This is a genomic window from Thalassovita sp. (assembly GCF_963691685.1).
Lineage (GTDB): Bacteria > Pseudomonadota > Alphaproteobacteria > Rhodobacterales > Rhodobacteraceae > Thalassobius.
In genome coordinates this window covers 306,038-323,071 of the sequence record NZ_OY829290.1, presented here as the reverse complement: position 1 = coordinate 323,071, position 17,034 = coordinate 306,038, and the positions used below count along the sequence as shown (strand labels likewise).

At 59.6% G+C, this 17,034-nt stretch carries 20 protein-coding genes; 13 read left to right on the top strand and 7 right to left on the bottom strand.

Going from position 1 to position 17,034, the window contains the following annotated elements; genetic code table 11:
* The first annotated feature begins 23 nt into the window (after nt 1-23).
* The gene (locus ACORLH_RS01460; RefSeq protein ID WP_321830841.1) at nt 24-368 is read left to right on the top strand and encodes a hypothetical protein; all 345 of its coding nucleotides are present in this window, start codon (nt 24-26) and stop codon (nt 366-368) included.
* Between the two features lie 56 nt (nt 369-424).
* Here ACORLH_RS01460 and ACORLH_RS01455 read toward each other — a convergent pair whose 3' ends face one another.
* The gene (locus ACORLH_RS01455) at nt 425-1,252 is read right to left on the bottom strand and encodes a DMT family transporter (RefSeq protein WP_321830840.1); all 828 of its coding nucleotides are present in this window, start codon (nt 1,250-1,252) and stop codon (nt 425-427) included.
* Entirely contained in the window at nt 1,252-1,860 is a 609-nt protein-coding gene (locus ACORLH_RS01450; protein WP_321830839.1) for a DNA-3-methyladenine glycosylase I, read from the bottom strand. The genes ACORLH_RS01455 and ACORLH_RS01450 overlap by 1 nt, the downstream gene beginning before the upstream one ends.
* Nucleotides 1,861-2,033: 173 nt before the next feature.
* Here ACORLH_RS01450 and lepB point away from each other — a divergent pair, with 173 nt between their 5' ends.
* The gene (lepB, locus tag ACORLH_RS01445; RefSeq protein ID WP_321830837.1) at nt 2,034-3,050 is read left to right on the top strand and encodes a signal peptidase I; all 1,017 of its coding nucleotides are present in this window, start codon (nt 2,034-2,036) and stop codon (nt 3,048-3,050) included.
* 151 nt (nt 3,051-3,201) lie between these two features.
* Here lepB and groL read toward each other — a convergent pair whose 3' ends face one another.
* A complete protein-coding gene (groL, locus tag ACORLH_RS01440) occupies nt 3,202-4,854 on the bottom strand; it encodes a chaperonin GroEL (RefSeq protein WP_321830835.1) in 1,653 nt (550 codons plus the stop codon).
* Between the two features lie 38 nt (nt 4,855-4,892).
* On the bottom strand, nt 4,893-5,180 hold the full coding sequence (locus tag ACORLH_RS01435; RefSeq protein ID WP_058245312.1) for a co-chaperone GroES: 288 nt from the start codon (nt 5,178-5,180) through the stop codon (nt 4,893-4,895).
* A gap of 349 nt (nt 5,181-5,529) precedes the next feature.
* Here ACORLH_RS01435 and ACORLH_RS01430 point away from each other — a divergent pair, with 349 nt between their 5' ends.
* Nucleotides 5,530-6,285 (top strand): hypothetical protein, encoded by a 756-nt coding sequence (locus tag ACORLH_RS01430; protein WP_321830834.1) that lies wholly within the window; start codon nt 5,530-5,532, stop codon nt 6,283-6,285.
* Here ACORLH_RS01430 and ACORLH_RS01425 read toward each other — a convergent pair whose 3' ends face one another.
* Together ACORLH_RS01425 and ACORLH_RS01420 are read right to left on the bottom strand one after the other, a co-directional pair.
* A complete protein-coding gene (locus tag ACORLH_RS01425; protein WP_321830833.1) occupies nt 6,286-6,552 on the bottom strand; it encodes a hypothetical protein in 267 nt (88 codons plus the stop codon).
* Nucleotides 6,553-6,610: 58 nt separating this feature from the next.
* Nucleotides 6,611-7,261, bottom strand: coding sequence for a DUF2161 domain-containing phosphodiesterase (locus tag ACORLH_RS01420; protein ID WP_321830832.1), 651 nt, complete (start codon nt 7,259-7,261; stop codon nt 6,611-6,613).
* A 199-nt stretch (nt 7,262-7,460) separates the two neighbouring features.
* On the opposite strand from ACORLH_RS01420, the gene ACORLH_RS01415 reads away from it, so the two are divergent.
* The 4 genes from ACORLH_RS01415 (at nt 7,461) to ACORLH_RS01400 (ending at nt 11,169) form a co-directional block, all read left to right on the top strand.
* Nucleotides 7,461-8,006: a dihydrofolate reductase family protein gene (locus tag ACORLH_RS01415; protein WP_321830831.1), complete on the top strand. Its 546-nt coding sequence runs from the start codon at nt 7,461-7,463 to the stop codon at nt 8,004-8,006.
* A gap of 124 nt (nt 8,007-8,130) precedes the next feature.
* Nucleotides 8,131-9,132 (top strand): TraB/GumN family protein, encoded by a 1,002-nt coding sequence (locus tag ACORLH_RS01410; protein ID WP_321830830.1) that lies wholly within the window; start codon nt 8,131-8,133, stop codon nt 9,130-9,132.
* 105 nt (nt 9,133-9,237) lie between these two features.
* On the top strand, nt 9,238-10,158 hold the full coding sequence (locus ACORLH_RS01405) for a manganese-dependent inorganic pyrophosphatase (RefSeq protein WP_321830829.1): 921 nt from the start codon (nt 9,238-9,240) through the stop codon (nt 10,156-10,158).
* Between the two features lie 186 nt (nt 10,159-10,344).
* Nucleotides 10,345-11,169 carry a dienelactone hydrolase family protein gene (locus ACORLH_RS01400; protein ID WP_321830828.1) on the top strand — a complete coding sequence of 275 codons (825 nt, stop codon included), beginning with the start codon at nt 10,345-10,347 and terminating at the stop codon, nt 11,167-11,169.
* Nucleotides 11,170-11,229: 60 nt separating this feature from the next.
* Here ACORLH_RS01400 and ACORLH_RS01395 read toward each other — a convergent pair whose 3' ends face one another.
* The gene (locus tag ACORLH_RS01395; protein WP_321830827.1) at nt 11,230-11,631 is read right to left on the bottom strand and encodes a GFA family protein; all 402 of its coding nucleotides are present in this window, start codon (nt 11,629-11,631) and stop codon (nt 11,230-11,232) included.
* A 111-nt stretch (nt 11,632-11,742) separates the two neighbouring features.
* Between ACORLH_RS01395 and ACORLH_RS01390 the strand changes: the two genes are divergently transcribed.
* From ACORLH_RS01390 to ACORLH_RS01365, 6 genes are all read left to right on the top strand, one after another.
* Nucleotides 11,743-12,657 (top strand): GlxA family transcriptional regulator, encoded by a 915-nt coding sequence (locus ACORLH_RS01390; protein ID WP_321830826.1) that lies wholly within the window; start codon nt 11,743-11,745, stop codon nt 12,655-12,657.
* Nucleotides 12,658-13,050: 393 nt separating this feature from the next.
* Nucleotides 13,051-13,926: a TIGR01459 family HAD-type hydrolase gene (locus ACORLH_RS01385; protein WP_058245319.1), complete on the top strand. Its 876-nt coding sequence runs from the start codon at nt 13,051-13,053 to the stop codon at nt 13,924-13,926.
* 109 nt (nt 13,927-14,035) lie between these two features.
* The gene (locus ACORLH_RS01380; protein WP_321830825.1) at nt 14,036-14,479 is read left to right on the top strand and encodes a MaoC family dehydratase; all 444 of its coding nucleotides are present in this window, start codon (nt 14,036-14,038) and stop codon (nt 14,477-14,479) included.
* Between the two features lie 89 nt (nt 14,480-14,568).
* Nucleotides 14,569-15,507: a bifunctional riboflavin kinase/FAD synthetase gene (locus tag ACORLH_RS01375; protein WP_321830824.1), complete on the top strand. Its 939-nt coding sequence runs from the start codon at nt 14,569-14,571 to the stop codon at nt 15,505-15,507.
* Nucleotides 15,507-15,962, top strand: coding sequence for a YcgN family cysteine cluster protein (locus tag ACORLH_RS01370; RefSeq protein ID WP_321830823.1), 456 nt, complete (start codon nt 15,507-15,509; stop codon nt 15,960-15,962). Before ACORLH_RS01375 ends, ACORLH_RS01370 begins: the two co-directional genes overlap by 1 nt.
* Nucleotides 15,962-17,008, top strand: coding sequence for a threonine aldolase family protein (locus tag ACORLH_RS01365; protein WP_321830822.1), 1,047 nt, complete (start codon nt 15,962-15,964; stop codon nt 17,006-17,008). The genes ACORLH_RS01370 and ACORLH_RS01365 overlap by 1 nt, the downstream gene beginning before the upstream one ends.
* Nucleotides 17,009-17,034 lie beyond the last annotated feature (26 nt).

The following is a 17,034-nucleotide window of genomic DNA, read 5'->3' as shown; positions in this document are numbered from 1 at the left end:
ATTTAAGTGTGAGGAGAATTCGAATGAAAGCTGTATTGATCGCCGTCCCGGCCCTTTTTCTAGTGGCTGGCTGCATGACGACCGAAGGGGCTGATAGCCGACCACAGGGCCATTCAAACGGGGTGACCATTGTCGGGGCAACGCCGCCGAATGCTCAGGCAACCGGGGCGCAGCCACGGGTCATTTCGGAACAGGAACTGCTGACATCTGCCGGGTCCGGCACCGGGACGACGGGATCGACCGGCACGTCATCCAGCTCAACCGGTATCTCCCGCGACAATATCGCCGGGACCGTGTCTATCCCCACCACAAACCCTGCCGGCACCGTTACCGCCGGCGATCGGGTGTTTAACCCGGCAAACCTCTGATCCACATTAAGGCGGCCCGTATTGGCAGGTCCTCCCGGGCCTCTCCAATCGGGCCGCTAGCCGCGTTTGGCCGCCAGGGCCACGCCCAGCAACACAACGCCAGTGGCCAGCAGGAATTCGAAATCTGGCCACTCCGCCAGCAATAGTGCGCCGCCCAGAATGGCCAGCACCGGCACGCTCAGCTGTGCCACGGCCGCGCGTCCTGCGCCCAGTTGCGGCAGTAGCGCATACCATAGCGCATAGCCCAGCCCCGATGTCACCGCGCCCGAGGTGATCGCCAAGACAAACGCGGGCGTGGACATGTGCCAGTCCGCCCAGATCAGCACCACCATGCCAAAAGGCACCGCCAGCACGAAGTTTGCCGCCGTATCACCCAGAGGATCCTGCGCGCCCCGGCCGATCAGCGAATAAATCCCCCAGCCGACGCCCGCGAGGGCCATCATGCCAGCGGCACCGCTGGACAGCTGCGCGCCCTCCCCCGGCCACAGCAGCCAACAGAGCCCGATCATCGCAACGCCTAAACCCAGCCAACGGGTGACCGGGATTACCTCCCGCAGGGCCAGTGCACCAAGAAACATCGTGACCTGCACCATGCCAAACAACACCAGCGCCCCGGCCCCGGCATCCAGTGCCTGATAAGCCAGTGAAAACCCAAAAAGGTAGAGCAGCAGGCTCGCCACCCCAAAGGCACGGGACGGCTGTAACCACAGCACCGTACGCGGCCGCAGCAGCACCAACAGGCCAAGCACCCCGGCCCCAGAAAGCAGCCGCACAACGGCAAAGCCCAGAGCATCCGCACCCGCCTGCACAATGCCTGCCCGGTTCAGCAATGAATTGGCCGCAAAGGCTGCCATTGTCAGGGCGACAAGCAGGAACAGCCGCATCAGACGGGTTTCACAAACTGGCGCCGCGCCTCGGCAGCTTTTTCGCGCATCGCACAGCCTTCGGCATGGTCATTGATCAGCCCCATCGCCTGCATGAAAGCAAAAACCGTGGTTGGGCCGACAAATTTCCAACCGCGTTTTTTCAACGCTTTGGATAGAGCAACCGAGGCAGGGGAGGTGGATTGTGTCTGCGGTTCCCCCAGCTCTTCGGGGGCAGGCTCAAAGCTCCAGACAAAGGCGGCGATGGATCCGGCCTCGTCCACCAGCTCCTGCGCACGGGCGGCATTGTTGATCACCGCTTCGATCTTGCCACGATGACGGACGATGCCAGCATTTCCCAACAGGCGTTCCACATCCTGCGGGCCGTAACCGGCCATCTTGTTGAAATCAAACCGATCAAACGCCGCCCGGAAGTTTTCGCGCTTGTCCAAAATGGTGCGCCAGCTGAGGCCTGACTGAAAGCTTTCCAGACAAAGTTTCTCAAACAGCCGGATGTCATCGCCCACCGGATAGCCCCATTCGGTGTCATGGTAGGGTAGGAACGCCTCCACCGTGCCGGCCCAAGCGCAGCGATGGCGTCCATCAGGACCTTCGATCAATCGGCTCATCTGTCTCTCCGTCAAACAATGACAGAACATTAACAGAACATCGGGTGAGGGCAATTCACCAAACTGTCATGATTTGAGGACCATGCGCCATAGAGTTGCCAAAGCGGGTGCTTTCGGCCCAAGGTCCGGCGTAGCTATCAAACCCAAACCCTTTTTTGATCAAGGTTTTCTCGTTGTTTAAGCATCTCTTCAAACCCTTCAATTGGGGCGGCACTGCCCCGCGCGCGGCCTTTGTGGTGGCAATTCTGCTGCTGACGTTAGCTGCCTTTGGCCTGCCGCCTGCGCTGGCAAACCTTGGTCTGCCCGTCTGGGTCGGCATAGCAACGGTTGCCGTACTCAATCTGCTGCTCTTCTCCGTCGTTGTGCGCCGTTTCCACGACATTGGGCGCAGCGGCGGCTGGGCTCTGCTTTGGGTGATACCAGTGGTCAATTTTGCCATGGTCCTTTGGCTGGCGCTGGCCCGGGGCAAAGCGCAAACAGCGCAGGATTGGCCACAGCGGCGTCGCCACCGGATTGGTCAGGCGATGTTGTGCCTGCTGGTGGTCATGGGCCTCAGTCGTGCTTTTTGGACTCCCTACACCATCCCGTCAGACAGCATGAAACCGGCGCTGATCCCCGGCGATTTTGTGATTGCCACCCATGTCTCTGATGGCGATCAGCCCGCACGGGGCGACATTGTGGTCTTCCGCCATCCGCGCAACCAGCTGCCCTATGTCACCCGCGTCATTGGTCTGCCGGGCGAGGAGATCCGCATGGTCGACGGTCAGGTGGTGCTCAACGGGCAGGTGGCAAGCTACATCGAACTGCCCACCTTTACCGAGGTCATGCCGGCCCCGGGTTCCGGGCGCCTTCCCAGATGCAAAACGCTGGAGGCAGAGACCGCGCTCTGCCACAAGGATCAACGGCTGGAAATCCTGCCCGACGGCACCGCAGTGGCAGTGCTGGATATTATGCCGGCATCCGGTGACAACACCCCCGCCTATCGCATCCCAGACGGGCACTATTTTGTTCTTGGGGACAACCGCGACAATGTAATCGACAGCCGTGTCCCGCAAAGCGCCGGGGGCATTGGGTTTGTTGGCCAGCACCAGTTGATCGGCCATGCCCGATGGGTGCTGTTTTCCGGCCAGATTGCCGCTGATTTCACAACATTTGACTGGCGCTGGGACCGGATGCTGCTGGGGCTTTAATCCCCTCACATGAAAAAGGGGCCTCCCAAAGGGCGACCCCTAATTCTTCCGGTTGGAAGGCTGTGTAGGTGCGGTGCTTGCCCTTTCGGCAGATTGGCCTGAGCGGCCAATCGCCTGTCGGGTGCGACCGGGTTCCTGACGGAAACCCGTCTTACATCATGCCGCCCATGCCGCCCATGCCGCCCATGTCGGGCATGCCGCCGGCAGCTGCGCCACCGTCTTTGGACGGTTTGTCAGCAACCATGGCTTCGGTGGTGATCAGCAGACCAGCAACCGAGGCCGCATCTTCCAGAGCGGTGCGGGTTACTTTGGCCGGGTCGATCACGCCGAAGGAGAACATGTCACCATATTCTTCGGTCTGAGCGTTGAAGCCAAATGCGGTGTCGCCCGATTCACGGACTTTGCCCGCAACAACGGCACCGTCAACACCGGCGTTCTCAGCGATCTGGCGCAGCGGCGCTTCGATGGCTTTGCGAACGATGTTGATGCCTGCGTTCTGGTCAGCGTTGTCGCCTTCCAGACCTTCCAGAGCTTTGCCAGCCTGAACCAGTGCAACACCACCACCAACGATGACGCCTTCCTGAACAGCAGCGCGGGTCGCGTTCAGAGCATCGTCAACACGATCTTTACGCTCTTTCACTTCCACTTCGGTCATGCCGCCAACCTTGATCACAGCAACACCGCCGGCCAGTTTGGCAACGCGCTCTTGCAGCTTCTCACGGTCGTAGTCCGAGGAGGTCTCTTCGATCTGGGTGCGGATCTGGCCAACGCGGGCTTCGATCTCAGCCTTCTCACCAGCGCCGTCCACAACAGTGGTTTCGTCTTTGGTGATGGTGACTTTCTTGGCGGTGCCCAGCATGTCCATGGTGACCGACTCAAGCTTCATGCCCAGGTCTTCCGAGATCACCTGACCACCGGTCAGGATCGCGATGTCCTGCAGCATGGCCTTACGGCGATCGCCGAAGCCCGGTGCTTTGACAGCAGCAATTTTCAGGCCGCCGCGCAGCTTGTTCACAACCAGAGTTGCCAGGGCTTCGCCTTCAACGTCTTCGGCAATGATCAGCAGCGGTTTCTGCGACTGGATCACCGATTCCAGCAACGGAACCATCGGCTGCAGCGACGAGAGTTTCTTCTCGTGCAGCAGGATCATGCAGTCTTCCAGATCTGCGATCATCTTGTCAGGGTTGGTGACGAAGTAAGGCGACAGGTAACCGCGGTCGAACTGCATGCCTTCAACAACATCGGTCTCGGTTTCCAGACCTTTGTTTTCTTCAACGGTGATAACGCCTTCGTTGCCAACTTTCTGCATCGCGTCTGCGATCTGCTGGCCGATTTCGGCTTCGCCGTTTGCCGAGATGGTGCCAACCTGGGCAACTTCGTCGGAGTCTTTTACTTCACGGGCCGAGGCAACGATGCCTTCAACAACCTTGGCAGTTGCCAGGTCGATGCCGCGCTTCAGGTCCATCGGGTTCAGACCAGCTGCAACCTGCTTCAGGCCTTCGCGAACGATCGCCTGAGCCAGAACGGTTGCGGTGGTGGTGCCGTCGCCTGCTTCGTCGTTGGTGCGGGAAGCAACTTCCTTCACCATCTGGGCGCCCATGTTCTCGAACTTGTCTTCCAGTTCGATTTCCTTGGCAACCGATACACCGTCTTTGGTGATGCGCGGTGCGCCGAAGGATTTGTCGAGGACCACGTTGCGGCCTTTCGGGCCCAGGGTCACTTTCACGGCGTCAGCCAGAATGTTTACGCCGCGCAGCATTGCGTTGCGGGCATCGGTGTCAAACTTGACGTCCTTAGCAGCCATTGTGCTTGCTCCTGTTACTTAAATTCTGTCGTCGACAATCAGGCAATGATGCCCATGATGTCGGATTCTTTCATGATCAGCAGCTCTTCACCGTCGACGGTGACTTCGGTGCCGGACCATTTGCCGAACAGGATTTTGTCGCCTTCTGCAACGTCCATGGCAACGCGGTTGCCCGCATCGTCCTTGGCGCCTGCGCCAACTGCAACAACCAGGCCTTCCGCCGGCTTTTCCTTGGCGCTGTCGGGGATGATCAGCCCACCTGCGGTTTTCTCATCGCTCTCTACGCGGCGAACCAGCACGCGGTCATGAAGCGGTTTAAATGCCATCTCTGAGGCTCCTCAGCTCAAAGTTTGTCCCGGTCCCCTTCTCATGAAGCAGGACCGTTAGCACTCACCAGTGTCGAGTGCTAACGGAGGCATAGTTAGGAATGGGTCCAAGGGGAGTCAACAGTTTGTGAGGGGATATTTTTGACAGCCCAGCGCTCACATATCAAAGCACCGCATCCGTTCGACATAATCAACGCGGCCAGTGGCCGAGCGGTTTATTCGCCATCTACCTGCAAAGTATCCACTTGTTGCAAGGCGACAAGTGCGCCGAGATCTCATTGCCGCCTAGCATCTAGCCGCTTACTCTAAGCTGAAACATCACCTCCATCCCTCACGAGAGATTCACGCCATGAAGCTTGCCTTAGATCATCCTGCCTGGTCGCTACTCTATGGTCCTTACGGGGTGCAGGATGTACCGGGAGCTTTAGCAAAATTGGCCCGACAGTGGGACCAACCGCTGGCTGATGCGCTCTATTGGGAGAAGCTTCACCACCAAGAAAGCTTGTATCCGGTGACCTACGCAGCATTGCCATGGCTTTGGGAAATCGCGCCGAAGGACCTTTCGAACCTAAGTTTTCTGTCTTGGATTCTGTATTGTGCTGCCTATCGACACGACCCGCGAAATCTAGCCACACCGCGCAGCTCATATCCGGGGTTATCATCTCTCAATTCTGACACAAGTGGAGTCTTTCAGCGTCAGAGAAGGGCACTTGTTGAGCAACATTCCACTGTGCTGTCAGGGATAGAGCAATGGTGCAGAATCCAATTCCCAATTATCGCAGAACGCTGCCAAGCTGCATTACCGAGCTGCCACGGCCCTCATGACGTCTACTACCTGTTGGTTGGTCCAATGACATTGGACGGCGCGCAGAAGGTGGCCAATGTTCTAGGCATGTGGTGTGACGGGCATGATCTAAAAACCATAGCCGAAGAAACCGAAGCCTGGGGCGAAAAGGACCTGCAGCTGGCCCAAAAATGGTCCTGCCTTTTAGATCAACACGCCCCAGAATGCGGCGCAGTCCTGCGGGACTACGCCCAGCAGGAGGGGGGCACCCAAATGGTGCCTCGCTGCAACAATACTCCCGATCTGTTCAGGGAAGATTGATCAGGGCCGCCAGACCTTGCCATACGTCACAATTCGGTCTGCCTCATGCCATGGGTAGCTGTTTTCCATCGCATCAGCATTGGCCATCCACTCGTCCTCGGTCGGATCCGGCACATTGCCCAGTAATCCACAGCTGTAGCAAACCACGTCAATGGACACGTCCGAAGTTACACAGGCCATAACGATCCAGTTATGATCACAATCCTCCGGGTCTGCGTAGCTATGCGGAAAGATCTTTAGGAATAGATTTAACAGGAAATCGAGCATGTTGACCCTCCAGAGGTTCGCTCTTAGTATGATCAATTACCTGCAACACAACCCGGCATCAAGCGACAGCCTTTCGCCCCACATCCGTCAGCGCATAGATGCCTTTTTCCACCCGTTCGAACCAGCCGTAGTGATTGTCGGCCATGATCCGGGTGGCGCGGGTCACCTCGGCGCCTTTGGCAACCAGCGCGCCTTTGGTCGGGCCGTGTTCGGCCAGATAGGCGGCGCAACGCAGCGCCTCTTGCCGGTAGGAGGTCACAAGGCCAGCTCGGGTGGCGCCGCCTTGGTTCGGATCCCCTTCGCGGCGTTCAAATTCGGCCATCAGCGTGGTTTTGCGCCGCTTTACCTTGCGCGGCTGAAACGGGGCTGGATCATGATGCACCTGCACTGCGCCCTCGGGCGAGATGCTGATCACGCCAAGCCCCAGCCGTTTGCAAAGCCCCAGGTTGCCCTTGAACGCCTTATAGCCGGGCCGCCCCTTCCATCGTGGCACCGCCAGATAGACCTGATCCGTCACCCGCTGCCGGGCAACGCCTTGCTGCAGCAAGGTCAGGGAAAACCCCGTTTTCAGCTCAATGATCACCGGGGGTTCATCACCGCGCAACGCAACCACATCCGCCGCGCCAATCTCAGCCTTAACCTCATAGCCCAGCGCCTCAAAAAACGCTTTGACGGGCGGGTACAGGTCAGTCTCGGAGGGTTTGCTCATGGCGGTATTTAGCCCCGTTCGCGCAACGCTGCCAACACCCTATTGGCGCGCTTCATACGCCGTGTTAGCCTTCCCTCAACTGAGGAGCGCCCTGACAGTGATCAAGTAAGCCTGAGCCATCGACCCTGACACACCGCAGACCCACAGACGGGTTTGAGCGGGGGTCTTTTCTATAGCGACTTACCTGACAGGATTTCCCATGAGAGAGATCATCTACGACGTTGCCGTCACGCTTGACGGCTATATTGCTGCGCCTGGCGGAGATGTTTCCGCCTTTCCACAGACGGGACCCCACGCCGAGGCCTATGCCCAGCGTTTGGCAACCTATGACACCGTGCTGATGGGGCGCGCGACCTATGAATTTGCCTATGACTTTAGCCTGCCACCAGGCGTGCGCGCCTATCCCCATATGGCGCATTACATCTTCTCAGGCAGTATCACACTGCCCGAAGGCGCCGCGGTCACAGCCGTGCGGTCTGAGTGGCGCGAATGGGTCACCAGATTGAGGGAACAGCCGGGGGCCGCGATCTATCTGTGCGGTGGCGGCCAGTTTGCTGGTTGGATGCTGTCCAAAAACCTGATCGACCGGCTGGTGCTGAAACGGGTGCCGATCACGCTTGGGGGTGGGATACCGCTGTTTGACATGGCGGGTGTCCGCGCGAAGGGGGCAGAATGGCAATGCCTTGGCGCCACCCCCTATGACAACGGTGTGGTGCTGGAAACCTACAAGCGGAAAACCACATAACCGGGGCGCAGCCCTCACCCCGATGGGGGCTGCACCCCTTCCCCATCAGCAGTGACCACCCACTGCTTGCACGCGCGATTGGATCAGCTATCGTGACTACAATTAGTTAGCCTAAAGGTGTGTCGTGATCCGCATTTTGCTCTCCACCCTGTTGATCTGCCTCGCCAATCTGGCCCATGCCCTCTGCAACGAAGAGGCCACCCTGTCGGCAGATGTGTTGCAACGGTTGCGCACGGAAGCGGCGCAGCATCCGTTCCATCAGGGCAACCTGTGGCAGGTCGAAAAGGACGGCATCACCTCATACCTCTTTGGCACCATGCACCTTCATGATCCCCGCCACGCGGCCTCGATGGCGCGGTTGAAACCGCTGATCGCGGCCTCAGACACCGTATTGGTTGAGGTCACCAAAGCGGGGGAGGCGGAGCTGCAAAAGGAACTGATCGGCGATCCTAACCGCTACCTGATCACCGAAGGTGACAGTTTGATGGACCGTCTGGGCCCGGAAGCCTGGGACAAGCTGACCGCCCAGCTGGATGGCCGCGGTATCCCCCCCTTCATGGCGGCGAAGTTCCAACCCTGGTTCCTGGGCTTTTCCATGATGCTGCCGAAATGCGCGATGGAGGATCTGCAGGCAGGGCGTTTTGGCATTGATAAGGCGATCGAGGCTGAAGCGGTTGCAATCGGGAGGCCGGTGGGCGGCCTTGATGATGTGGCGGCGCTGATCGCCTATTTTGCCAAAGATCCGCTGGACCAGCAGGTTGAGGAGCTGCGTTGGAGCCTGATGCTGGATCTGCCGATGGATCCCGGCAGCGCAGGGTTGAGCAATTTCTATTTCGCCGAAGAAACGCAGCTGGCTTGGCACTATAGCCTTTATGAGGTTGAGCGCGTGACCGCAGACCTTGGCCAAGCGGATCAGGACAGGCTGATGGGGCTGGTGCGCGAAATGCTGGACGACCTGATTTCCGGTCGCAATCAGCAATGGATGGACCAGCTGTTACCGACGCTTAACCAGACCCGCAGCTTCGTGGCCGTCGGCGCGCTGCACCTGCCGGGGGAACAGGGGCTGCTGAACCTGCTGCATCAGGAGGGGTTCACCGTGAGCTCGCTGTCGATCGATCAGCGCTAATGCCACAGCCCCAAAGGGGCGGCATTTTGGATTGGTGACAAACTCAATGGCCGCGCCTATAAGCCCGGCCAAGCCTCTGATATTTAGATTCTCAAGGATCCTCCTATGACCACCCAGGTTTTTGGCCACAAATCCCCCGACACTGACTCCACCGGCTCGCCCATCGTTTGGGCCTGGTATCTTAACGAAGTCAAAGGCGTTGCCGCCGCCCCGAAGCTGCTGGGCGAACCCAACACCGAAGCGCTGTTCATGCTGGACCGCTGGAACCTCGACAAGCCGGAGATCATCGACGGTGTTGAAGCTGGCGCCCCGGTTGTCATCGTGGACACCAACAACCCGGCCGAACTGCCCGAGGGCATCAATGACACGGACATCACCGCGATCATTGACCACCACAAGCTGGTGGGCGGTCTGGAAACCAAAGGCCCGATCGATATCACCATCCGTCCGCTGGCCTGCACCGCCACCATCATGTACGACCTGATGGGCGACGATGCCGCGAAGATGCCCGAAGCTGTCAAAGGCGCCGCCCTGACCTGCATCCTGTCGGACACGCTGGAATTCCGTTCGCCCACCACCACCGACCGTGACCGCGAAGTGGTTGCCGCGCTGGCCGCAGATCTGGGCGTGGACGTTCCGGCCTACGCGGCTGAGATGTTCGCCGCCAAGTCCGACGTTTCGGCCTTCTCGGATGCCGAGCTGATCCGCATGGACTCGAAAGAATACGAAGTCGACGGCACCAAGTTCCGCGTCTCGGTTCTGGAAACCACCGCACCGGAAATCCCGCTGGGCCGCAAAGACAGCCTGATGGAGACCTACAAAACCGTTCAGGCCGAAGATGGCGTGGATGAGGTTCTGCTGTTCGTCGTCGACATCCTGAAAGAAGAAGCCACCCTTCTGGTGCCGAACGATCTGGTAAAAGGCGTTGCCGAGAAAAGCTTTGGCGCCACTGTGGAGGGCGATCTGGTTGTCCTGCCCGGCATCATGAGCCGCAAAAAGCAGATCATCCCGAACCTCAAGGTCTGATCACCTGCCTCAGCAGAGATACAGTAAAAATACGGGCGCCCTTCGGGGCGCCTTTTTCTTTTGTTTTCAGCGAACTACACCACATCACCGCGCGGACATGTAATCGCTTACACAGCTTATTTCTATAGTTCTGCGCCCTGCTGCCGTTAGTGAACGAAAGAACGTCCAACAGCATCGGTGATGATTATGACCCCCAAATCTGTCCTCCTCGCATTGGCCATCTCCTCGATCGCCACCTTCGGTCACGCCCAGGAAACCGTCACATTCCAAGCCTCGCCCATTGAGCCCACGGCCTTCAAGGTGAAGCGCGCCAAGGCAAAAGGGATTGAGCTGAAGGCCACACCTGGGATCGAACTGACCGGTCAGTTTTTTGCCTCCTCGGCTGGTGGGAAATCCCCGGCAGTGGTGATTTTGGTCAGTGGTGATGGGCTGCAGCAATCGCATCTGGATTGGGCAGAACACCTATCCAAACAAGGCTACGCGGCGCTGGTGGTTGATAGTTTTGGGTCCCGCGGCGGGTTCAACGCGATGGACACCGCAAGCGTCGACTATAACGACGATGCCGTCAGCGGCTATCGCTACCTCAGCAACCGCGATGATATAGACGCCAGCCGGATCGCCGTGCTTGGCTTCTCCACCGGGGGGGCGCAGGTGATGTCTGTCACCAATGAAGCCACGGCGCGCATCCCGGACAGCTTCACACCCTATGCAGCCGTCTCGCTCTACCCGATCTGCCCGCCCGATGGCGTCAACAAATGGCCGCTGCTGATTGTGGCTGGTGACGCGGATCAGATGATCTCCCTCTCCAGCTGCACCGCCCATGTGGAAAACAGCCAGTCGCAAAACCACCCGGCCCAGATGGAGGTCTACCCCGGCGCTACGCATTTCTTTGACAACCCGATGTATGCCGCTGATGGCGATCTGGGCATGCTGGGGTTCGACTACAGCGAAGCCGGCCATCAGGAAGCACTGGCACGGGTGGTCGACTATCTGAACACCGTGGGCAGCTAACCCCCGCCACCGCAACACACCAAGGGCGCCGCATCGGCGCCCTTTTTCTTTGCGCCACCGTCAGCCCAGCGGCGGCAGCCCTTCAAATTGCGGCAGCTCCTCGGGGATTTGGTGAAACGGCTGTTTCTCCCCCACAAAAATTGCCGCGCGGGGCGCTTTGAATTCCTCGGGCGCGTCCAATGTGCCCACCTTGATCATCACCAGCCCCATCCCCTTGCGACGGCTGACCAGCTGGGTGCCACAGGTGGCGCAGAAGTCCCGTGTGGCCTTGGCATCAACGTCGCGGGTGAACTGGGCGGGGTTGCCAGCTGTGTAGCGAAATCCGGTCTCGGGCACAGCCATGAACATGTTTGGCGCACCACCGGCATAATGCGTGCAGGCCCGGCAATGGCATTGCGCCTTAAAAACCGGTTTGCCCGAAACCTCATAGCGCAGCGCGCCGCAATAACATCCACCTTGCATTTCTGCCTCCTGACTTTGGATTCAGCGGCAGGCTGGACGGGCGGCAGGCAAAACGATAGCGTCACATATGACATTATCCAGACCGTATGTGACAAACATCCTAACTTTGACATGACCACCCCCTTGAACGTGACCCTCCTGCGCCCTGATCCGCATCAGGCATCCAGTTTTGCGATCTGTGTTGAGATGGTTGAGACGGCAAACCGTGTCGCCCGGATGCATGGGCAATCTGATCGCTTTAAACTGACCATCACGGCCCCGCCCGAAATCCCGCAAAGCACTCAGCTGGTGCTGGTGCCGGGGCTTGGGCTGGCCACCGTCGGTGAGTTACGGCGCACCATGGTGCACCCGGGGTTTGAGGCACTGATCACCGCCTTGCGGCAGATCCGGGCGGATACGCCCATCGCCGCTGCCTGTTCCGCCACATTTGCCCTTGGCGCTGCCGGGCTGTTGGACGGGCGGCAGACCACGGGCCCCTGGTGGTTAATGCCGCATCTTGCCGATCTGTTTCCCCGCGCCAAATTGCGCCAGGGCGATCTGATTGTTGAGGACGGGCGGATCACCACCGCCGGAGCTGCCTTTGGCCAGATCGATCTGATGCTGCACCTGATCACCCGCTATGCCGGCGCCGCAATTGCCGAGGATTGCCGGCGGTTCCTGATGGCGGACAGCCGGCCCAGCCAGCACCCCTATGTTTCGGTCGCAACATTGGTGGCGGGGGATCCGGCGCTGCAACAGGCCGAACTTTATCTGCGCCAGAACCTCAGCCAGCCGATCACCGTTGCCGATATCGCAGGGGCCGCAGGTCTGGGCCAACGCAGCTTTGCCCGGCGCCTGCAGAAACACGCGGCGCTGACGCCGACAGAGCTGCTGCAAAGCCTGCGGATCAGCGAAGCGATCCGGCTGGCCCGCAGCACCCGCCTGCCACAGGAGGAAATTGCGCATCGGGTTGGCTACGGCGATGCCACCGCGCTGCGCCGCCTGATGCGCAAACGCGGCATGGGCACCCTCGACAGCTACCGTTAGGCTCAGGACCCATTAATTTTTCCGCACCGGTTTGGCAGGTTTTCGAACTGACAAGGAGCATCGCCGCAGGAATAGTGATCTATTTCAAGGCCATGTGACGCCGCTCAGTTCGAAAACCCGCCAAATCGAAGACGTAAAAATCGGTTCGGGCGCGTGCTCGGACCAGTGGCGCTTGCCCCCTCACTCTCAACGGCATGAGGCGCTTGAAAAGAGAACCACTCTTTCCGGCGCGCCTCAAACACTTGAGATTTTGCGATTTTGACGCCGGTGCTGGAACATCAATGGGTCCTGAGCCTTATCGCCCATTGGTCCCCCTGCCCTTTGGCATGGGATAGCCATTTCCCCACAGCTGTGGCATGCAAGCGCCAACGCTTTTTGCAAAGAGACGCACCCATGACCCAGATCATCACCGCCCTGTCCGAGGTTTCCAGCCAATATGACGCCCTGTTCGTCGATCTCTGGGGCTGTGTCCACAACGGCGTCACCGCCTACCCTGAGGCCGTGGCCGCCCTGCAGGACTACCGCCGCAAGGGTGGGATTGTCGTTCTGGTCACCAATTCACCCAAACCACGTGCGGGCGTGGCAGATCAGCTGTCGCAGTTTGGTGTGCCGGATGATGCTTATGACACCATCGCCACCAGCGGTGACAGCGCACGGTCCGCCATGTTCTGCGGCGCGGTGGGCGAAAAGGTTTATTTCATGGGCGAATGGCAGCGGGACGCCGGTTTCTTTGAACCGCTGAAGCTGCTGGACAACCCGGTTGAGATCACCCGCGTGCCCCTGGCGGAGGCCGAGGGCATCGTCTGCTGCGGCCCGTTTGACACCATGGCCGACCCGGATGTGAACCGTGCCGATTTCCTTTTGGCCAAGCAAAAGGGCCTGAAGCTGCTGTGTGCCAACCCTGACATTGTGGTGGACCGGGGTGAGGTGCGCGAATGGTGCGCCGGGGCGCTGGCCAAGCTTTACACCGAAATGGGCGGTGAAAGCCTCTACTTCGGCAAGCCGCATCCGCCGATCTATGATCTGGCGCGGCGCCGCTTGAACGCGATCGACAAGGACATCGAGGATAGCCAGATTCTGGCCATTGGCGACGGTCCGCACACTGATATCTCGGGCGGTATGGGCGAAGGCATCGACACCCTGTTCATCACTGGTGGTTTGGCACGTGCAGAAACCAAGACCACCGACCAACCCGATCCGCAGGCTTTGTCAGACTATATTGCCCGTGAAGCGGTGGCGCCGACCTATAGCATCGGTCAGCTGCGGTAAGTTTTCGTTACATTAGGGCTTGATTTTCTGCAACTGCGAAGTAATAAAGTTGCAACTTTTCGCGCCCCAAGGTCCGAAAATTACGCACTCGATTCTTATGGAGGGTCATATGTTGGATAACATGCCACGCGGCACCATCTACATCGAAGATCTGGAAGTGGGCATGAGCCGTTCACTGCGCAAGGTCGTCACCGATGAAGATATTGAGATGTTCGCCCGCGTCTCGACCGACCATAATCCGGTGCATATGGATGAGGCCTATGCCAAAGACACCATCTTTGGTGGCCGCATCGCCCATGGCATGCTGACCGCGGGGCTGATCTCGGCGGTGATTGGCGAACAACTGCCCGGTCATGGCACCATCTACATGGGGCAATCGCTGAAGTTCATGGCCCCGGTGCGGCCAAACGATATGGTGCTGGCCGAGGTGGAAGTCACCGACATCGACATGAAAAAGCGCCGGGTCGAACTGGACTGCCGCTGCCTTGTGGATGGCAAGCCGGTGCTCAAGGGCCACGCGACCGTTCTGGCCCCCTCCAAGAAGCTGGATTGAGGCATCGGGCATCTCGGTGCCCGACAGTGCGATCCTGCACCGAAACATCACGCTTGATCCCGACGCAGAGGGCAGATACCCCATGCCCCATGCGTATCATCCGAGACTACAGCTTTGTCACCGAAGAGGACCGCGGCGCTGCTGCGGCCATTGGGAATTTCGACGGGGTCCATCTGGGCCACCAGTCGGTGATTGACCTCACCCGCGCCATTGCTGCGGACAGCGGTGTGCCGCTGGGGGTGATGAGTTTTGAACCGCACCCGCGCCAGTTCTTTGCCCCGAAGGCCCCGGCCTTCCGCCTGATGAGCCCCGAAGCGCGCGCTCATCGGTTGGACAAGCTGGGGGTGGAACGCCTCTATGAACTGCCATTCAACGCCACGCTTTCGGCCCTGACGCCTGAAGAATTTGCCAGCAAGGTCATCGTGGATGGTCTGGGCCTGACCCACGTGGTCGTGGGCGCAGATTTCTGTTTCGGCAAAGGTCGCGCCGGGTCCGTCGAGGATCTGAAACGCTTTGGCACCGACATGGGCTTTGGCGTCACCGTGGCTGAGCTGTTGCATGGCCATAAGGGCGAAGTCTCCTCCACCGCGATCCGCGAGGCGCTGAGCGACGGACGGCCGCGTGATGCGCAGGCCATGCTGGGCCATTGGCACCGAATGGACGGTGAGGTGATCGGCGGCGATCAGCGTGGCCGTGAACTGGGCTACCCCACTGCAAACATGTCAATCGACGGGCTGCACCGCCCCAAGCTGGGGGTTTATGCCGTGCTGATCGACGTGCTGGATGGCCCGCATGCCGGCAGCTACCACGGTGCCGCGTCGCTGGGCGTGCGGCCGATGTTTGGGGAAAACAAACCCAACCTTGAAACTTTCATCTTTGATTTCTCCGGCGACCTTTACGGCGCGCAGATCTCGGTTGGTCTGGTCGACTACCTGCGCCCCGAGGAAAAGTTCGACAGCCTTGAGGCGCTGATTGCGCAAATGGACGCGGACTGCGCCAAAGCACGCGACATTCTGGCGGCGCTGTGATGCCGCTGAACCTGCGCAAAAACTTCTGGGAAAAGGTCCCCCTCACCAAGATGACCCGTCCCGAGTGGGAGGCGCTGTGTGATGGCTGTGGCAAATGCTGCCTGAACAAGCTGGAGGATGAGGACACCGGACAAGTGGCGCTGACCAATGTGGCCTGCCGCCTGCTGGACGATCAGACCTGCCAGTGCAGCCAATACCCGATCCGCCACAACTTTGTGCCGGAATGCATCGTGCTGAGCCCCGACAACATGGAGGAAAACCTCTACTGGATGCCGAAAACCTGCGCTTACAAGCTGCTGTGGAATGGCCGCCCCCTGCCCGATTGGCACCCGCTGAAAACCGGTGACCCTGAGAGTGTGCACAAAGCAGGGGTTTCCATGCGGGGGCGAACAGTGCCAGAGTTCGAGGTCGATGATGACGAGTGGGAAGACCACATAATTGAGGAACCAATCTGATGTTTTTTGCGTCCGATAACGGGGGACCGGTCCACCCGCAGATCATGCAGGCTCTGACGGCTGCAAACGAAGGCTACCGCGTAGGCTATGGCGCCGATGCTGAAATGGACCGCGTGCGCGACATGGTGCGCGAGATCTTTGAAGCCCCTGAGGCCGCCGTTTATCTGGTGCCCACGGGCACGGCCGCCAATTCGCTGGCGCTGGCGACCATGTGCAAACCCTGGGAGACGATCTTTTGCTCGACCCGCGCGCATATCCATGAAGATGAATGCAACGCGCCCGAGTTCTATTCCGGCGGCGCCAAGCTGACGCTGGTGGGCGAAGGGGACAAGATGACGCCGGAGGCCCTGCGCACCTCCATCCTGCTGGAGGAAAACCGCGGCGTGCACGGTCCGCAGCGGGGGCCGCTGTCGATCACTCAGGTGACCGAATTGGGCCATGTCTACACGCTGGACGAAATCCAAGCGCTGACCGCTGTTGCCAAGGAATACGGCATGTCCAGCCATCTGGACGGTGCCCGTTTCACCAACGCGATGATCACGCTGGGCTGCTCGGCCGCTGAAATGACCTGGAAAGCAGGCATTGATGCCGTCAGCTTTGGCGGCACCAAAAACGGCTGCATGGGGGTGGAGGCTGTTGTCCTCTTTGACCCGTCGCTGGCCTGGGAATTCGAACTGCGCCGCAAACGGGGCGCGCATCTGTTTTCCAAACACCGTTATCTGTCGGCCCAGATGCTGGGCTATCTGGAGGGCGATCTGTGGCTGGAAACCGCACGGCAGGCCAATGACAGCTGTGCCCGTCTGGCCGAAGGGATGCGGGCGATTGACGGCGTGAATTTCACCACCACGCCAGAGGCCAACCTGTTCTTCGCCGAACTGCCGCGCCGCCTGCACAAGAAGGCGTTTGAGGCCGGGGCTTACTATTACATCATGTCCGGTGAGCTGGAAGGTGACGACCCTGAGGAGATGCTGCTGGCCCGCTTTGTGGCCGATTGGTCCATCGGTGCCGAGGGCGTAGATGCCCTGCTGGCCGCGTTTAACGCCTAAGCCATGCTGGTGGGCCGCATGGCCCA